This window comes from Streptomyces sp. NPDC111520 (genome assembly GCF_055635295.1).
This window is the reverse complement of record NZ_JBVKBW010000008.1, coordinates 175,462-191,999: the sequence shown is the minus strand read 5'-3', so window position 1 is coordinate 191,999 and position 16,538 is coordinate 175,462. Positions and strand designations below refer to the sequence as shown.

16 protein-coding genes are annotated in these 16,538 nt (G+C 74.4%); 13 read left to right on the top strand and 3 right to left on the bottom strand.

The annotated features are described in order from the left end of the window. Complete coding sequence (locus tag ACZ7MY_RS20860) at positions 1-939, top strand: DUF2510 domain-containing protein (RefSeq protein WP_499603890.1); 939 nt, start codon at positions 1-3, stop codon at positions 937-939. 58 nt (positions 940-997) lie between these two features. Here ACZ7MY_RS20860 and ACZ7MY_RS20855 read toward each other — a convergent pair whose 3' ends face one another. Further along, positions 998-2,200, bottom strand: a complete 1,203-nt coding sequence (locus ACZ7MY_RS20855; RefSeq protein WP_499603506.1) for an amino acid deaminase/aldolase — start codon at positions 2,198-2,200, stop codon at positions 998-1,000. A 147-nt stretch (positions 2,201-2,347) separates the two neighbouring features. Between ACZ7MY_RS20855 and ACZ7MY_RS20850 the strand changes: the two genes are divergently transcribed. Continuing rightward, a complete protein-coding gene (locus ACZ7MY_RS20850; RefSeq protein WP_499603503.1) occupies positions 2,348-3,571 on the top strand; it encodes a hypothetical protein in 1,224 nt (407 codons plus the stop codon). Further along, the gene (mycP, locus tag ACZ7MY_RS20845) at positions 3,568-4,761 is read left to right on the top strand and encodes a type VII secretion-associated serine protease mycosin (protein WP_499603502.1); all 1,194 of its coding nucleotides are present in this window, start codon (positions 3,568-3,570) and stop codon (positions 4,759-4,761) included. Before ACZ7MY_RS20850 ends, mycP begins: the two co-directional genes overlap by 4 nt. Here mycP and ACZ7MY_RS20840 read toward each other — a convergent pair. Beyond that, entirely contained in the window at positions 4,727-5,704 is a 978-nt protein-coding gene (locus ACZ7MY_RS20840; protein ID WP_499603500.1) for a serine hydrolase, read from the bottom strand. The two genes, mycP and ACZ7MY_RS20840, sit on opposite strands and share 35 nt — an antisense overlap. A 97-nt stretch (positions 5,705-5,801) precedes the next feature. Here ACZ7MY_RS20840 and ACZ7MY_RS20835 point away from each other — a divergent pair, with 97 nt between their 5' ends. Then, positions 5,802-6,536, top strand: a complete 735-nt coding sequence (locus ACZ7MY_RS20835; protein WP_499603498.1) for an SseB family protein — start codon at positions 5,802-5,804, stop codon at positions 6,534-6,536. Between the two features lie 53 nt (positions 6,537-6,589). Here the strand turns inward: ACZ7MY_RS20835 and ACZ7MY_RS20830 are convergent, their stop codons facing one another. Then, the gene (locus ACZ7MY_RS20830) at positions 6,590-6,967 is read right to left on the bottom strand and encodes a DUF1844 domain-containing protein (RefSeq protein ID WP_431960495.1); all 378 of its coding nucleotides are present in this window, start codon (positions 6,965-6,967) and stop codon (positions 6,590-6,592) included. 339 nt (positions 6,968-7,306) lie between these two features. On the opposite strand from ACZ7MY_RS20830, the gene infC reads away from it, so the two are divergent. From infC to ACZ7MY_RS20785, 9 genes are all read left to right on the top strand, one after another. After that, positions 7,307-8,002: a translation initiation factor IF-3 gene (gene infC, locus ACZ7MY_RS20825; RefSeq protein WP_499603888.1), complete on the top strand. Its 696-nt coding sequence runs from the start codon at positions 7,307-7,309 to the stop codon at positions 8,000-8,002. A 119-nt stretch (positions 8,003-8,121) separates the two neighbouring features. Continuing rightward, positions 8,122-8,316, top strand: coding sequence for a 50S ribosomal protein L35 (gene rpmI, locus ACZ7MY_RS20820; protein ID WP_319135076.1), 195 nt, complete (start codon positions 8,122-8,124; stop codon positions 8,314-8,316). Positions 8,317-8,414: 98 nt separating this feature from the next. After that, positions 8,415-8,798, top strand: coding sequence for a 50S ribosomal protein L20 (gene rplT / locus ACZ7MY_RS20815; RefSeq protein WP_018564305.1), 384 nt, complete (start codon positions 8,415-8,417; stop codon positions 8,796-8,798). A gap of 110 nt (positions 8,799-8,908) precedes the next feature. Then, positions 8,909-9,742, top strand: a complete 834-nt coding sequence (locus tag ACZ7MY_RS20810; protein WP_499603496.1) for a TrmH family RNA methyltransferase — start codon at positions 8,909-8,911, stop codon at positions 9,740-9,742. 45 nt (positions 9,743-9,787) lie between these two features. Next, positions 9,788-10,912 carry a sensor histidine kinase gene (locus ACZ7MY_RS20805; protein ID WP_499603494.1) on the top strand — a complete coding sequence of 375 codons (1,125 nt, stop codon included), beginning with the start codon at positions 9,788-9,790 and terminating at the stop codon, positions 10,910-10,912. A 135-nt stretch (positions 10,913-11,047) separates the two neighbouring features. Next, positions 11,048-12,181, top strand: coding sequence for a phenylalanine--tRNA ligase subunit alpha (gene pheS / locus ACZ7MY_RS20800; protein WP_499603492.1), 1,134 nt, complete (start codon positions 11,048-11,050; stop codon positions 12,179-12,181). After that, positions 12,181-14,682 carry a phenylalanine--tRNA ligase subunit beta gene (gene pheT / locus ACZ7MY_RS20795; protein WP_499603490.1) on the top strand — a complete coding sequence of 834 codons (2,502 nt, stop codon included), beginning with the start codon at positions 12,181-12,183 and terminating at the stop codon, positions 14,680-14,682. Before pheS ends, pheT begins: the two co-directional genes overlap by 1 nt. 210 nt (positions 14,683-14,892) lie before the next feature. Further along, positions 14,893-16,080, top strand: a complete 1,188-nt coding sequence (locus tag ACZ7MY_RS20790; protein ID WP_499603486.1) for a PP2C family protein-serine/threonine phosphatase — start codon at positions 14,893-14,895, stop codon at positions 16,078-16,080. A gap of 87 nt (positions 16,081-16,167) precedes the next feature. Further along, positions 16,168-16,461: a hypothetical protein gene (locus ACZ7MY_RS20785; RefSeq protein WP_499603478.1), complete on the top strand. Its 294-nt coding sequence runs from the start codon at positions 16,168-16,170 to the stop codon at positions 16,459-16,461. Positions 16,462-16,538 lie beyond the last annotated feature (77 nt).

Below are 16,538 nucleotides of genomic sequence, written 5' to 3'. Positions count from 1 at the left end.
ATGACGACCCCGCCCGGCTGGTACCCAGAACCCGGGCAGACTGGCAACGGGCCCGCCCTGGAGCGCTGGTGGGACGGGACCGAGTGGACCGAGTACACCCGCACCGCCCAGCCCCCGGCGTTCGGCGCCGGGGCGCCGGGCCTCCCGCAGTACCCCGGCGCGTTCCCCCCGGCCCCCCGCAAGCGGCGCGGCGGCCTGATAGCCATCGCGGTGGTGGCCGCGGTGGTGGTGGCCGGCGCGGTGGTCGGAGGCGTCGTCGCCCTGGGCAGGAGCAGCGGCGGCAGCACGGACTCGGCCCGCCCCGCCCCCTCCGTCACGGCCCCCGGGCCGGACCGGGAGGGCGAGGACGCGGGCCCGGACGGCGGGGGCCCCGGCGACGGCGGCCTGCCGGACGTGCCCAAGAGCGAACCCGGCTTCGCCCTCGACCTCGTCGACGGCATCAGCCTGCCCGTGCCCGACGGCTGGAAGGGCGCCACCAGCCGGTACGGGCTCGCGGAGCTCACCGTTGGCGCGTACGCCTGCCCCGGCGACCCCTCGAGCAACTGCCTGCGCGGCGGTGTCTTCTCGATGCCTGCCGCGTCGGTGAAGCTGAAGTCCACCACCGCCGAGGCCGCGGCCAAGGAGGACATCGCCGGCAACGCCGAGGGCGCCTACGGCGGCAAGATCTACGGCGACATCACCTCGCACACGCAGCTGCTGTCGAAGAAGGTCAGCGTCGCGGGCGAGCAGGGCTACCTGGTGCGCTGGAAGGTCGTCACCCAGCGGGGCGACGACGGCTACGTCCAGTCGCTGGTGTTCCCCTCGCCGGCGGACCCGGACAGGCTCGTCCTGGTCCGCTACGGCTTCGACATCAACCCCAAGGCGCCCGGTCCCGACGTGATGGACGACATCACCGAGGGCATCAAGGCCGCGGGCTCCGGCGGCGGCACCGGCGTGTGACCGCGCTCCCCGCCCACGGGCGCCCCGGTCCGGTCCGTCCGGCCGGGGCGTCCGCGCGTCACAGGAACGTTTTGCCTTCGCCGCGGTAGGTCGGCACGCTCCGCACCACCCGGTCGCCCTCGACCAGTTGCAGTGTGTCGAAGCGCTCGCACAGTTCGCCCGCCTTGGCGTGCCGGAACCACACCTTGTCGCCGATCAGCAGGTCGTCAGCGGCCGACCCGATCAGCGGCGTCTGCACCTCGCCCGGGCCCTCCTGGGCGTCGTAGCGCAGCCCCTCCGGCAGGTAGGGGACGGGCAGCCGGTCCCGGCCCGCCGCGCCGGAGGCCGGGTAGCCGCCGCCGAGGACGGTGACGACGCCCACCCCGGGGCGCCGCACCACGGGCTGCGCGAACAGCGCCGCCGGACGTCCCCGGAAGGAGGTGTAGTTGTCGAAGAGCCGCGGCACGTACAGGCCCGACCCGGCGGCGATCTCCGTCACCGCGTCCTCGGCGGCCGTGCTCTGCACGCTGCCCGTGCCGCCGCCGTTGACGAACTCCAGCCCGGGCGCCACCTCCCGCACCGCCCGCACGACCTCCGCGCGCCGCGCCGCCAGCTCCCGGCGCGCCGTCGCCTGCATCAGCCGCACCGCGCGCGAGCGCAGCGGCCGGCCGTCGATCGCGTCGCCGACGCCGGCCACGTGCCCCTCGTACGCCATGATCCCCACCAGCCGGAAGCCGGGTCGCCGGGACACCTCGCGGGCCAGCGCCGCCATCTGCTCCGGCTGGTGGAGCGGGGAGCGCAGCGCCCCGATGCGCAGCCGGCCCCCCAGCATCCTCAGCGAGGTGTCCAGCTCCAGGCAGACCCGGACGATCTCGGAGCCGCCCGCGCGCGAGGAGTCGACGAGGTCGAGCTGCGCCACGTCGTCGACCATGACGGTCACCGCGGCCGCCAGTTTCGGGTCCGCGGCCAGCTCCGCGTAGCCGGAACGATCCGCCGACGGGTACGCCAGCAGGACGTCGTCGAAGCCCGAGCGCGCCAGCCACAGCGACTCGGCGAGGGTGAACGACATGATCCCCTCGAAGCCGTCCCGCTCCAGCACGCGCTCCAGGAGCGCACGGCAGCGGACCGACTTGGACGCCACCCGGACCGGCTTGCCGCCCGCCCTGCGGACCAGGTCGTCCGCGTTGGCGTCGAACGCCTCCAGGTCCACGATCGCCACCGGCGCGTCGAGGTGGGCGGTGGCCCGGTCGTACCGGGCGCGGGCTGCTCCGCGATCAGACATGCGCGAAGCTTGCCAGAATGCCCCTACCGAGCGGTAGGGGCAAGTGATCCGTACTGACGCGTCGTGAGGTCGCCGCGCCCAGTAGAGTGACGCCGCAGTCCATCGCGTGAACGGGCCGTCCGCCGTGCGGCCGTGAGGGGGCACCGGGTGAGCGCCGGTTTCGACAGCGGGGGAGCGACCCCCCGGCCGAGCTGGTCCCCACCGCGCCCGATACCGCCGCCCCACGCCCCCGTCCCGCACACCTCCGCGCCCGCCCACCGGTCCGCCGGCGCCGCCCCCGGCCGCGCGGCCGCGCCCTGGGCCGCCGCGGGCCCCGCCGCCGGCGGCGAGCCGGAGGGCGGGCTGCCCCCGGAGCTGTACGGCACCGTCCCCGCGCCGGCGGCGCCGTACCCGCGTCCCGCGGGCGAACGGGGCCCCGTCGGCGTCGCCTACCCGGCCGGGCCCGTGCCGCCCCCGCCGGCCGCCGCCGTTCCCGGTGTCCCGCCCGCGCCCGCGCACCCCCCGGCCGCGGCCTGGACCTCGCCCGTACCGCACTCCGCGCCGCCGCCGTACCCGCCCCGGCCGCCGCACACCCCCTCGCACGCCGCCCAGGCGCGGCCCCGCACGGCCGCCGCCGCCCTGTGCCTGGTGCTGGGCCTCGGCCTCCTCGGCGGCGCTGGGGCCGGCGTGTGGATCAACCACGAACCGGCCGCCCCCACGCCCACGGCGGCGGAGGCCGGCAGGCGCGACTTCGCCCTCGCCCGCGGCCTGTGGCACAGCACGCCCGTCGACACGCTCTTCCCGCCCACCCTGCACGGCAAGGGGCTCGGCCCGGGAGGCGCCGAACGCACCTGGACGCGGGTCGGCGTGGCACCGGCCGGCGACTGCCGGGAGGCCTTCGACCCGCTGCTGGCGAAGGTGCTGGCCCCGGCCGGCTGTGTGAAGCTCCTGCGCGCCACCTACGCCGACGCCACGTCCAGCGCCGTGACCACCGTCGGCCTGCTCGTCACCAAGGCCGACGCCCCCGCGATGCGTAAGCTGCACGACCGCTGGACCACCGAACGCCTCGGCTCGCGCGGGGATCTGATGCCCCGTCCGGTGGCGTTCCCGGGCACCGTCTCGGACGGCTTCGGCGACCGCCAGCGCGCCAGCTGGACGGTCGGCGTCGCCGCCGACCTGCCCGTCGTCGTGTACGCGGTGAGCGGCTTCGCCGACGGCCGCGAGGTCGCCGTCCCGCAGCCCGCCGCCTCGGCCGTCACCGCGGGCGCCACGGCCGCGCCCGCCCAGGCCGGGCTCGGTCACGATGCGGACGCGCTGGCCGACGCCGTCGAAAGCCGGGCCCGCGCCGCCGCGCGCTCGCTGACCGCCACCCCGACGGGAGGTTCCGGATGAGGCGCGTGGCCACCGCCGCGGCCGCCGCGGCCCTCGCCCTGCTGCCCGTCGTCCCGGCCCACGCCGACGCCGTGCGCGACGCGGACTGGGCGCTGGACGCCCTCCACGCACAGGAGGCCTGGCAGCGGACGAAGGGCGAGGGCGTCACCGTCGCCGTCCTCGACACGGGCGTGGACGCCACCCACCCGGACCTGTCGGGGCAGGTCCTGGAGGGCAAGGACATGGTCGGCTTCGGGGCCCGCCGCGGGGACGCCGCATGGGCCCGGCACGGCACCGGCATGGCCGGGATCATCGCCGGCCACGGCCACGGCCCCGGCGGTTCCGACGGCGTGCTGGGCATCGCCCCCGAGGCCCGGATCCTGCCGGTGCGGGTGATCCTGGAGGACAAGGACCCGCAGCGGAAGAAGGCCCGCACCACCCGCGGCAGCGCCCTGGCCGACGGCATCCGCTGGGCCGCCGACCACGGCGCCGACGTCATCAACCTCTCCCTCGGCGACGACAGCCGCACCGCCCACCCCGAGGCGCAGGAGGACGACGCCATCCAGTACGCCCTGCGCAAGGGCGTGGTCGTCGTCGCCTCCGCCGGCAACGGCGGCGAGCAGGGCAACCGGGCCTCCTACCCCGCGGCCTACCCGGGCGTCATCGCGGTGGCCGCCGTGGACCGCTACGGCTCCCGCGCCGCCTTCTCCACGCGCCGCTGGTACGCGACGGTCGCCGCGCCCGGCGTCGACGTCGTGATCGCCGACCCCAACCGCCGCTACTACGAGGGCTGGGGCACGAGCACCGCCTCCGCGTACGTCTCGGGGACGGCCGCCCTCGTCCGCGCCGCCTACCCCCGGCTCAGCCCCGCGCAGGTGAAGCGGCTGCTGGCGGACACCGCCCGGAGCACCCCGGCCGGCGGCCGCGACGACGCCGTGGGCCACGGCCTGGTGGACCCCGCGGCCGCGCTGAAGGCGGCGGCGAAGCTGAAGCCCGAGGGGACCGTGCCGAGCGCCGTCCCGTCCACGCGCAAGTACTTCGGCGCCGGTCCCGACGCGGCGAAGACCACCGCGGCCGCCGACGGGGACACCCTGGGCGACGGCATCGCCGTGGCCTTCGCGGTCGCCGGCACCGGACTGGTCGGGGCGGCGGCGCTGTTGTGGCTGCGGCCCCGGCTCACGAACGCCCGGAACGGCCGGCGGCGCGGCTGAACGCGGCCACCGCCGCCCGCGCGGCCCTCTCCACCAGCGTGATGCCCGCGGCCTGCGTCGTACTGCCGCGGGAGACCACGGCGACCAGGTACGTCCGGCCGTCCGCCCGGACCCGCCCGATGCTGTTGACGACCCACAGCCCGGTCGTACTCCGCTGCAGCCAGCCGTTCTTGACCTCGTAGGAGCCGTCGTCGGCCGCGGTGGGCACGCCCCAGGCCTGCGCCGCCGTCACCCGGCCCATCAACCGCCGCACGTAGGCACGGGACGCCTCGTCGAGGGCGCCGCCGGTGCCGAACACCCGCTGCAGCAGCGTGAGCTGATCGGCGGCCGTGGTCCGGGTCAGCCCCCACAGGAGCCCGCTGCCGGCGGTGGTCGCGGTGAGCCCGAGGCGGCGGTTGGCGGCGTCCAGCCCGGGGCCCAGGCCGATCGCCTGCCACAGCACACTGGCCGCCGCGTTGTCACTCTCCTCGATCATCACCGCGGCCAGGGACTCCTCCCGGGCCGTCAGCTCCCGGCCCGCGTCCCGGGCCCTGAGCAGCAGCGCCGCCAGGATGTCGACCTTGACGATGCTCGCCGTGTCGTACGGCCCGTCGCCGTGCACCGCCCTGGCGCCCGTCGCGGTGTCCAGGACCGCCACCGAGTAGCGCGCCCGGGGGTCCCCGGACACGTCCCGCAGCGCCGTCGCCAGCACCTCGCTCCACACCACCCGGGGCTCCTCGCTCACCCTTCCCACCGCCGCCTGCGCCGCCTGGCCGGCCACGAACGGGGTCACCGCCGCCGTGCGCGGCGGCGCCCCGGCCCCGTACGTCACCGTGCCGAGCACGGCGCACGCCGGCAGCGCGGTCGCGGCCGCACCGCGCACGACGCCGCGCGGCGCACGGTGGACACGGCCGGGGACGCCCGCACGGCCGGGAGGCCGTGCGGCGGGGTTCTCGGATGCCATGCCCAGGGAAGCCAGGGACGGAAACTGCGCGGCCGGTGAGAAGCGGATGAAGGGGGCGTGAGAAGTCGCCGCCCGGCACCCCCGATACCCTCGGGAGGTGGCTCCCAAGAACATCCCCGACCCCGGCTTCTCCGACGACGACGGCAGCGCCGACCCCCGGCTCGCCGCGGCGCTCGCCGCCTACGACGCCGACCCGTCGGCCGAACCCGAGGTGCTGGCGGCGCTGCCGGGCGCGCGCTTCCTGGTGCCGGTGGTGGCGCTGCTCGGTGAGGTCGAGGAGGGCCCGGACGGACTGCGCCGCGAGAAGACCAGCGACATGGCCGTGCCCACCATCCAGGCCGCCGACGGCCGCAAGGCGCTCCCCGCGTTCACCTCCACCGAGGCCCTCGCCCGCTGGCGGCCGGACGCGCGGCCGGTGGCCGTGCCCCTGGGGCAGGCGCTGCAGGCGCTGGCGCACGAGAAGGCCGGCACGCTGCTGATCGACATGGCCGGGCCCGTGCCGTACGCGCTGACCGGCGCCGCGCTGCGCGCCGTCGCGTCGGGGCGGGCGGGTACCGACCCGCTGGCCGACCCCGCGGTCCGCGAGGCCCTGCGGTCCGCGGCCGGGGCGGCACCGGAAGTCGTCCGCGCGCACCTCGTGCCCTCCGCGGACGCGGACGGCACGCTGGGGCTGGTCCTGGACGCGGACGCCGACGTGCGCCAGGTGGCACAGCGCGTCTCGGCGACGCTCGCGGCGGACGAGGTGCTGCGCGGCGCACTGGTGCGCGGCATCGAACTGGCGCTGCTCCCCGCCGACACCCGGCTCCCCGGCGAACCGCTCTTCACGCGCTGACGGCGCCGCCCCACCGGGGCGACGCCGTCAGCACGCGAACGGGCGCGGGGGTCCTATCCGTGGACGGGACCGGTGAACTTCTCGCCCGGTCCCTCGCCCGGGGCGTCGGGGACGACGGACTCCTCCCGGAAGGCGAGCTGCAGCGACTTCAGGCCGTCCCGCAGCGGGGCGGCGTGGTAGGAGCCGATCTCGGTCGCACCGGCGGTGACCAGGCCGGCCAGCGCGGTGATCAGCTTGCGTGCCTCGTCGAGGTCCTTGTGCCGCTCGCCGTCCTCCGCGAGGCCGAGGTTCACCGCCGCCGCGCTCATCAGGTGCACCGCGACCGTGGTGATCACCTCGACCGCCGGGACGTCCGCGATGTCGCGGGTCAGCGTGTCGAAGTCGGGGCGGTCCGCGGAAGGGGACTCGTGCTGGGGGCTGGCGTCACTCATGCATCACACGATAGGCCCACGTCGTCCGATTACGGTCTGCGGTCGGACACTGGTATGCTTGACGATCGACCGGCTGGACACCCCGTGGACGTCATGGAAACGGAGCGCTCCAGCCCACAAGTGGAGGCTCCGATCTCCCACCTTGCCGGCCCCTCCGAGGGCGGCGGGTCACCGGTCAGGTGCCGTGTCCCCGGACGAGGACGCGGCTCCCGACGCGCCCCGCGGGAATTCCGCGGCGGTGCTCCCGGTTGTGAGGAGCATCCGCCTGTGACCCGTATGGGGCGTTTTTTCACGCCTCCTCACGGGCCGGACCAAGTTTCAGACGTTGCGCGGCTGTCGATCCAGTCAGTCGCGTGGTGCTACCGAGGAGGCCCCATCAGCGCCGAGCCCCGCATCAACGACCGGATTCGCGTCCCCGAGGTGCGACTCGTCGGTCCCAGTGGCGAGCAGGTCGGCATCGTGCCGCTTGCCAAGGCACTGGAGCTTGCGCAGGAGTACGACCTCGACCTGGTCGAGGTGGCGGCGACCGCACGCCCGCCGGTCTGCAAGCTCATGGACTACGGCAAGTTCAAGTACGAGTCGGCCATGAAGGCCCGTGAGGCGCGCAAGAACCAGGCGCACACGGTCATCAAGGAGATGAAGCTCCGGCCGAAGATCGATCCGCACGACTATGACACCAAGAAGGGTCATGTCGTCCGGTTCCTCAAGCAGGGCGACAAGGTCAAGATCACGATCATGTTCCGCGGTCGTGAGCAGTCGCGCCCGGAGCTGGGCTTCCGACTGCTGCAGCGGCTCGCCGACGACGTCCAGGACCTGGGCTTCGTGGAGTCCTCGCCGAAGCAGGACGGCCGCAACATGATCATGGTTCTCGGTCCGCACAAGAAGAAGACCGAGGCGATGGCCGAGGCCCGCGAGGCGCAGGCCGCCCGCAAGGCCGGTCGCCTGCCGAAGGACCCCGACGAGCAGGAGCAGGAGCACGAGCTCGGGGACGACCTCGAGCACGACGAGCAGGACGCTCCCGCCGATGCCAGCTGACGCCGTCTGACGGCGTTGCCAGGACCCGGAGTTCCCCTCCGGGTGACGCAATGAAGGACTGACGCTCTCCGTCCGCCCCCGGGCGGACGGGAGGGCCAGCGACGAGGAGACTACGGCGCATGCCGAAGAACAAGACCCACAGCGGTGCGAGCAAGCGATTCAAGATCACCGGCTCCGGCAAGGTGGTCCGCGAGCGCGCCGGCAAGCGCCACCTGCTTGAGCACAAGCCGTCGACGAAGACCCGTGCCCTCACCGGCACTGTCGTCCTGGCCAAGCCCGACGCCAAGAAGATCAAGAAGCTTCTCGGCAAGTGACGTCACGCCCCCTCCCCAGGGGGCGCGATGCTGGACCGGGACCCATTCGTTTTCGGGCCGTGTGAGCACCCCCACGGTCCCTTAGAAGGAGTTATCTAGTGGCACGCGTCAAGCGGGCAGTCAACGCCCAGAAGAAGCGCCGGGCGATCCTCGAGCAGGCCAGCGGTTACCGCGGCCAGCGGTCCCGCCTGTACCGCAAGGCGAAGGAGCAGGTCACCCACTCCCTCGTCTACAACTACAACGACCGCAAGAAGCGCAAGGGCGACTTCCGTCAGCTGTGGATCCAGCGCATCAACGCCGCTGCCCGCGCCAACGGCATCACCTACAACCGCTTCATCCAGGGTCTGAAGGCCGCCAACGTCGAGGTGGACCGCAAGATCCTCGCCGAGCTGGCCGTGAACGACGCCAACGCGTTCGCCGCGCTGGTCGAGGTGGCCCAGAAGGCCCTGCCGAGCGACGTCAACGCCCCCAAGGCGGCCTGACCCACGCTCCTCCGGACCCGCAGGCCCCGTGCCTGCGGGTCCGTGCTGTGTTCCGGAGCGCCGCCGCCGCGCTTCCGGCCGGACCACGACCGAAGTGAGTGCACCCCGCCATGCCCGGCCCCGAGCTGACCTCCCTGCGATCCCCCCGCGTCGTCGCCGCGCGGCGCCTGGCCAGGCGCAGCTTCCGCGGCAAGGAGCGGCGCTTCCTCGCCGAGGGACCGCAGGCCGTGCGCGAGGCGATGGCCCACCTGGTCGAGGTCTACGTCACCCCCGAGGCCGCCGCCCGGCACGAGGGGATCGTCGCCGCGGCCCGCGCCGCCCGGGTGCCCGTGCTCACCGCGACCGACGAGGTCGTCGCCGAGATGTCGGACACCGTTACCCCGCAGGGGATCATCGGCCTGTGCCGCTTCCTGGACACCCCGTTCGACGAGGTGCTGCGCGCCCGGCCGAAGCTCGTCGCCGTCCTCGCCCACGTACGCGACCCCGGCAACGCCGGCACCGTGCTGCGCTGCGCGGACGCCGCCGGGGCGGAGGCGGTGGTCCTCACCGACGCCTCCGTCGACCTGTACAACCCCAAGGCCGTGCGCGCCTCCGTCGGCAGCCTCTTCCACCTCCCGGTCGCCGTCGGCGTCCCCATGGAGACCGTCGTGGACGGCCTGCGCGCGGCCGGTGTGCGGCTGCTCGCCGCCGACGGCGCGGGGGAGCGCGACCTCGACGCCGAACTCGACGAGGGCACCATGGGCGGGCCCACCGCCTGGATCTTCGGCAACGAGGCCTGGGGCCTGCCGGAGGAGACCCGCGCACTCGCGGACGAGGTGGTGCGCGTCCCCATCCACGGCCGCGCCGAGAGCCTCAACCTCGCCACGGCCGCCGCCGTGTGCCTCTACGCCTCCGCCCGCGCGCAGCGTGCTCCCGGAGGGTGCCGCTCCGTGACACTGAGCTAGTAATGTGACGCCCTCGGGGACCGCCCTGGAGAGGGGGTTACGGGGATGGACGTCAGGACGACCGGCGGTACGCCGCCGAGCGCGCCGGAGGGCTGGCCGACTGTCCTGACCGAACTCGGCGTCACGGCCGACGAGCTGCCGGACGGCCTCGTCGTCGCCGACGAGCGGGGCCTCGTGCGCTGCTTCAACGCCGCCGCCGCCCGGATCACCGCGCTCGACCCCGCCGACGTCCTCGGCCACCCCATCGAGCAGGCGCTGCCCCTGGAGGACCTGGACGGACGCCGCTGGTGGCAGCTGACCGACCCGTACCGGGGACTGGCCACCCGCACCGGGCAGCCCGAGCGCAACCTGCTGCTCCCCGGCGGCCGCGAGGTGCTGGTCTCCGCCCGGTACGTCCGCGAGCACCCCACCGGGCCGGTGCGCCGGCTGGTCGTCGCGCTGCGCGGCACCGAGGCGCGGCGGCGCACCGAGCGCAGCCACGCCGAGCTCATCGCCACCGTCGCGCACGAGCTGCGCTCCCCGCTCACCTCCGTCAAGGGCTTCACCGCCACCCTGCTGGCGAAGTGGGAACGCTTCACCGAGGACCAGAAGAAGCTCATGCTGGAGACCGTGCACGCCGACGCCAACCGCGTCACCCGGCTGATCGCCGAACTGCTCGACATCTCCCGCATCGACTCCGGCCGCCTGGAGGTGCGCCGCCAGCCCGTCGACATCGCCGCGGCGGTGCGGCGCCACGTGGACGCCCTCGTCGCCGCCGGACAGCCCGCGGACCGCTTCGCCGTACGGGTCACGGGGGCACTGCCGTCGCTGTGGGCCGACCCCGACAAGGTCGACCAGATCCTGGGGAACCTGCTGGAAAACGCCGTGCGCCACGGCGAGGGAACTGTCACCATTGACGTAGCACCCTCGTCGTCGCCGCGCGAGCGCGGATGGTCCGGAACGGCGGTGACCGTGAGCGACGAGGGACCCGGCATCCCGGAGGAGTCCATGAACCGCGTCTTCACCCGCTTCTGGCGGGGCAGCAAACGCGGTGGCACGGGCCTGGGGCTCTACATCGTCAAGGGCATCGTCGAGGCCCACGGCGGCACGATCACGGTGGGCCGCGCGCCCGGCAAGGGCGCCCAGTTCCGATTTACCCTGCCCGTCGGGGCGCCGGCCTTCACGGCCTGAGCATCGCGTGGTGATCCACCGGCCCCGACGGGCGTGACCAGCCTTTCCCCGTGGCCCCGATAGACTCGACCCTTGGCATTCAGCGGTCGGGCAGGCAGGTCGGCCACGCCACCACCCACATCGGAACGGGAAGAAATGTCGGCACCGAACAAGTCGTACGACCCTGTCGAGGTCGAGGCACTGAAACCGGAAGAGATCGAGCGCCGGCGCGACGAGGCGCTCGCCGCGATCGCCGAGGCCGCCGACCTCGACGCGCTGCGCGAGGTCAAGGTGGCCCACACCGGGGACCGCTCGCCGCTCGCCCTCGCCAACCGTGAGATCGGCGCACTGCCGCCGCACGCCAAGGCGGACGCCGGCAAGCGCGTCGGCCAGGCCCGCGGCGCGGTCAACCAGGCGCTCAAGGCCCGGCAGGAGGTGCTGGAGGGCGAGCGCGACGAGCGCGTGCTGGTCGAGGAGGCGGTGGACGTCACGCTGCCGTACGACCGTGTCCCGCGCGGCGCCCGGCACCCGCTGACCACGCTCTCCGAGCGCATCGAGGACGTCTTCGTGGCCATGGGCTACGAGGTGGCCGAGGGCCCCGAGGTCGAGGCGGAGTGGTTCAACTTCGACGCCCTCAACATCTGGGCGGACCACCCGGCCCGCACCATGCAGGACACCTTCTTCGTCGAGGGCGACAAGCCCGCCGGCTCCGGCCCGGAGGAGAGCGGCGTCGTGCTGCGCACGCACACCTCCCCGGTGCAGATCCGCTCCCTGCTCGACCGCGAGCCGCCGGTCTACGTGATCTGCCCCGGCCGGGTCTACCGCTCGGACGAACTGGACGCCACGCACACCCCGGTGTTCAACCAGGTCGAGCTGCTCGCCGTCGACGAGGGCCTGACCATGGCGGACCTCAAGGGCACCCTGGACCACATGGTCCAGTCGCTCTTCGGCGAGGACATCACCACCCGGCTCCGCCCGAACTACTTCCCCTTCACCGAGCCGTCCGCCGAGATGGACATGGTCTGTTACGTCTGCCGCGGCGAGTCCGTCGGCGACCCGGACCGCCCCTGCCGCACCTGCGGCAGCGAGGGCTGGATCGAGCTCGGCGGCTGCGGCATGGTCAACCCCCGGGTGCTCACCGCCTGCGGCGTCGACCCGGAGAAGTACAGCGGCTTCGCCTTCGGCTTCGGCATCGAGCGCATGCTGATGTTCCGTCACAACGTCGAGGACATGCGAGACATCGTCGAGGGTGACGTGCGCTTCACCCTTCCGTTCGGGATGGAGATCTGATGCGGGTCCCGCTTTCTTGGCTGCGGGAGTACGTCGACCTGCCCGCCGGCGTGTCCGGCCGCGACGTCCAGGCCAAGCTCATTTCCGCCGGTCTCGAGGTCGAGACCGTTGAGCAGCTCGGCGCCGGCCTCAAGGGCCCGCTGGTGGTCGGCAAGGTGCTCACCATCGAGGAGCTGAGCGGTTTCAAGAAGCCGATCCGCTTCTGCACCGTCGACGTCGGCACCGCCAACGGCACCGGTGAGCCGCAGGAGATCGTCTGCGGCGCGACCAACTTCGCCGTCGGCGACAAGGTCGTCGTCATCCTCCCCGGCGGCGTCCTGCCCGGGAACTTCGAGATCTCCGCGCGCAAGACCTACGGCCGCAACTCGCACGGCATGATCTGCTCCGCCCGCGAGCTCGGCATGGGCGACGACCACGACGGCATCATCGTCCTGCCGCCGGAGCACGAGGCCGGCACCGACGCCGTCGAGCTGCTCGAACTGGTCGACGAGGTGCTCGACATCGCGGTCACCCCCGACCGCGGCTACTGCCTGTCGATGCGCGGCGTCGCCCGCGAGGCCGCCATCGCCTACGGTCTGCCGCTGCGCGACCCGGCGCTGCTCGACGTGCCCGGCCCGAACTCCTACGGCTACGAGGTGAAGGTCTCCGACCCCGTCGGCTGCGACCGCTTCACCGCGCGCACCGTCACCGGGCTGGACCCGGAGGCCGGCTCCCCGATCTGGCTGCAGCGCAGGCTGCAGAAGGCCGGCATGCGCCCGATCTCGCTCGCCGTGGACGTCACCAACTACGTGATGCTGGAGCTCGGCCAGCCCCTGCACGCCTACGACCGGCACCGCATCGAGGGCGCCATCGGCGTCCGCCGGGCGCAGCCGGGCGAGAAGCTGACCACGCTCGACGGCCAGGTCCGCGTCCTCGACGCCGAGGACCTGGTGATCACCGACAACCGCGGGCCGATCGGCCTGGCCGGCGTCATGGGCGGCGCCAACACCGAGATCGACGACACCGGCGCCTCGACGACCGACGTCGTCATCGAGGCCGCGCACTTCGACACGGTCGCCATCGCCCGCACCGCGCGCCGCCACAAGCTCTCCTCCGAGGCGTCCAAGCGCTTCGAGCGCGGTGTGGACCCGCAGGCCGCGGCCGCCGCCGCGCAGCGCACCGTCGACCTGCTGGTGCTGCTCGCGGGCGGCACCGCCGACGCGGGCGTCACCGAGGTCATCGCGCCCTCCGCGCCGCACACCATCACCATCCCCGCCGACCACCCGGACAAGGTGGCCGGCATGGCGTACGGCCGCGAGACCGTGGTGCGCCGGCTGCAGCAGGTGGGCTGCGACGTCTACGGCGCCGACGAGCTGATCGTCACCGTGCCGTCCTGGCGGCCCGACCTGCGCGACCCCAACGACCTCGCCGAGGAGGTCATCCGGCTGGAGGGCTACGAGAACCTGCCCTCCACCCTGCCGAACCTGCCCTCGGGCCGCGGTCTGACCGAGTCGCAGAAGCTGCGCCGCCGGGCCGGCCGGGCGCTCGCCGGGGCCGGCTACGTCGAGGTGCAGAACTACCCGTTCCTCGGCGAGGCCGTCTTCGACCAGCTCGGCCTCGACGCGGACGACCCGCGCCGCATCACGGTCAAGCTGGCCAACCCGCTGTCGGACGAGGAGCCCGCGCTCCGCACGACCATGCTCCCCGGCCTGCTCGGCGCCCTGCGCCGCAACGTCGGACGCGGCGCGCACGACCTCGCGCTCTTCGAGACCGGCCTGGTCTTCCGCCCCAGCGGCGAGGAGCCCGCACCCCCGCGGCTGCCCGTCGACCGGCGCCCGACCGACGCCGAGATCGCCGCGCTCGACGCCGCCCTGCCGCGGCAGCCGCGGCGCGTCGCGGTCGTCCTGGCCGGTGCCCGTGAGCAGGCCGGCTGGTGGGGGCAGGGCCGCCCCACGCAGTGGGCCGACGCCGTCGAGGCCGGACGGCTCGTCGCCGGCGAGGCCGGGGTCGAGCTGATCGTCCGCCAGGACCAGCAGGCCCCCTTCCACCCGGGCCGCTGCGCCGCGCTCCTCGCGGTCGTCGACGGCGAGGAGGTGCTGGTCGGCAACGCCGGCGAGCTGCACCCCCGGGTGATCAAGGCACTTCACCTGCCGGAGCGCACCTCCGCCATGGAGATCGACCTCGACCGCCTGGAGCGCGCCTCCGGCGGCCCGGTCGTCGCGCCCCGCGTGTCCGCCTTCCCGGTGGCCACCCAGGACGTCGCCCTGGTCGTGGACGCCGCCGTCCCGGCCGCCGAGGTGGCGGGCGCCCTGCGCTCCGGCGCCGGCGAACTGCTCGAATCGCTGCGGCTGTTCGACATCTTCACGGGTGAGCAGATCGGCGCGGGCAGGAAGTCGCTGGCGTACAGCCTGCGGTTCCGCGCCCCGGACCGCACGCTCACCGCGGAGGAGGCCTCCGCGGCCCGGGACGCGGCCGTCGCCGCCGCCGCGGAGCGCACGGGAGCGGCCCTGCGCGGCGCCTGAGCCCTCGCCTCGCTCGTGGGGCGTCCCCGGTCCGCCGGGGGCGCCCCTTTGGCGTTCCGGCGGTCACGTAGTCCGATCGGGTGAAATGATTCCGCTGGGTATCGGGTTCGTCGCGCCGAGTCGCCACAATCGATCGGAACCAGGGCCCACTCGACGCGGGGGCTGTGTCGTCGCCCACCGCGTCAACGGCTTCAGGGGGAGCCCCGAGGCATGATCCGACCCAGGGCGGTGATCCGCCGGAGCGGCAACAGGGCACGGGGGCTGGCGATCCTGTCGCTTCCCGGTCTGTGGGTGGCCGCGGTGCTGGGTCTGGTGTACGCGATGCCCGGGGGAGTCCAGTGGGCGCCCGCCGCGGTCGCGGCCCCCGTGATCGCCTGCGCCGGCACGGGACGCCGCCGCTGCGTCCTCGCCGGCGGCGGTCTCGCCGTAGCGGCCGTCGCGGTGCCGGACACCGGGCAGCGGCTCGGCACCGAGGTCGCCGTCCTCGCCGTCCTGGCGGTCTCCTTCCGGCTCGCCGACCGCAGGGGCCGCCTCGCCGCCGAACTCGACCGCACCCGGGAGGTCGCCGTCGCCGCCCAGCACGTCCTCCTGCCCCCGCTGCCGTCACGCGTCGGCGGCCTCGCGGTGGCCGGCGACCACCTCTCCGCCAGCCGCGGCGCCCGCGTCGGCGGCGACCTGTACGAGGTGCTCGCCACGCCCTACGGGACGCGGGCGGTCATCGGCGACGTACGCGGCCACGGCCTGGAGGCCATGGGCACCGTCGCCGCGCTGCTCGGCAGCTTCCGCGAGGCCGCGCACGACGAACCGGAACTCGGTGGCGTGCTCCGCCGTCTGGACCGCGCGCTGCACCGGCACCTGCTGGGGCGGCCGCACGCCGCCGAGGAGTTCGTGACCCTGATGCTGCTCGAACTGGACGAGGACTGCGGCGTCCAGGTCATCAACTGCGGCCATCCGCAGCCGTACCGGCTCTGCCCCGACCGCCCCGGGCAGCCGAGCGCCCTTCCGCTGGAGGCCGGCGAACCGTTCCCGCCGCTCGGCCTGTTCGACCCCGGTCCCGACGCGAAGGCCGCCCCCTGCGGGGAACTCCTGCCCGGCCAGGCGCTGTTCCTGCACACCGACGGCGTGATGGACGGCCGGGACGGCGCCGGCGAGTTCTTCCCCTTGCTGCCGGCCCTCGAAGGGGCCGCCCGGACGACCTCCCGCGGCGGCGCGTTGTCGGCGCGTGCCCTGGTCGACGCCGTGCGCGCCTCGTTCCTGCGGCACACGCGGGGGCGGCTCACCGACGACATGGCGCTGCTCGTGCTCCACCGGGACGCCCCGAGGGCGCCCGCCCAGGCCTGCGTTCAGGCCGACCCCGTCCGTACCCCAACCGGGGTTCCCGGAGTGCCGCGCCCTTGATGCCGCCCAATCCTTGGTAAACCTGGATCGACTCCGAGCAAAACACCCATTGCTCGTATACCGGCCAGAACGAGGAGAGGGGCAGGCATGGCAACCCCCACCGTCACCGGAGCCGAACTGTCCACGCCCACCGGAGAACTCATCGCCGTGGTCGGGCCGCCGGGGCCGCAGCGGTCCGCGCTGCAGCTCGCCCTCAACAACGCGCCGTGGAGCCGGGGCCCTTCCGTCACGACGACCGTCATCAGCCGCGGCGCGTGGAGCGAGCTGCGGCGTGTGGCGGCGGCGGGGATCACGGTCGTCGCGGCGTGCGACAGGGGGGTGGGTGCGGGGGTGGAGGCGCACCGTGTGGTGCTCCTGCCCGACCCCGGCGGGGTTGCCTGACCCGGGGTCCCTTGGTTGCGGCCTGTTGTCGTGTGCGGGTGCGTTGCGCCTGCGGCGGGCGTCCGCCCGCCCTCCCC

Excerpts from the sequence above, each read along its gene's own strand:
- ACZ7MY_RS20860 (WP_499603890.1), top strand. The coding sequence starts at position 1 with ATGACGACCCCGCCCGGCTGGTACCCAGAACCCGGGCAGACTGGCAAC.
- ACZ7MY_RS20855 (WP_499603506.1), bottom strand. The coding sequence starts at position 2,200 with ATGTCTGATCGCGGAGCAGCCCGCGCCCGGTACGACCGGGCCACCGCC.
- mycP (WP_499603502.1), top strand. The coding sequence starts at position 3,568 with ATGAGGCGCGTGGCCACCGCCGCGGCCGCCGCGGCCCTCGCCCTGCTG.
- ACZ7MY_RS20840 (WP_499603500.1), bottom strand. The coding sequence starts at position 5,704 with ATGGCATCCGAGAACCCCGCCGCACGGCCTCCCGGCCGTGCGGGCGTC.
- ACZ7MY_RS20830 (WP_431960495.1), bottom strand. The coding sequence starts at position 6,967 with ATGAGTGACGCCAGCCCCCAGCACGAGTCCCCTTCCGCGGACCGCCCC.
- rpmI (WP_319135076.1), top strand. The coding sequence starts at position 8,122 with ATGCCGAAGAACAAGACCCACAGCGGTGCGAGCAAGCGATTCAAGATC.
- ACZ7MY_RS20810 (WP_499603496.1), top strand. The coding sequence starts at position 8,909 with ATGCCCGGCCCCGAGCTGACCTCCCTGCGATCCCCCCGCGTCGTCGCC.
- ACZ7MY_RS20805 (WP_499603494.1), top strand. The coding sequence starts at position 9,788 with ATGGACGTCAGGACGACCGGCGGTACGCCGCCGAGCGCGCCGGAGGGC.
- pheS (WP_499603492.1), top strand. The coding sequence starts at position 11,048 with ATGTCGGCACCGAACAAGTCGTACGACCCTGTCGAGGTCGAGGCACTG.
- pheT (WP_499603490.1), top strand. The coding sequence starts at position 12,181 with ATGCGGGTCCCGCTTTCTTGGCTGCGGGAGTACGTCGACCTGCCCGCC.
- ACZ7MY_RS20790 (WP_499603486.1), top strand. The coding sequence starts at position 14,893 with ATGATCCGACCCAGGGCGGTGATCCGCCGGAGCGGCAACAGGGCACGG.
- ACZ7MY_RS20785 (WP_499603478.1), top strand. The coding sequence starts at position 16,168 with ATGGCAACCCCCACCGTCACCGGAGCCGAACTGTCCACGCCCACCGGA.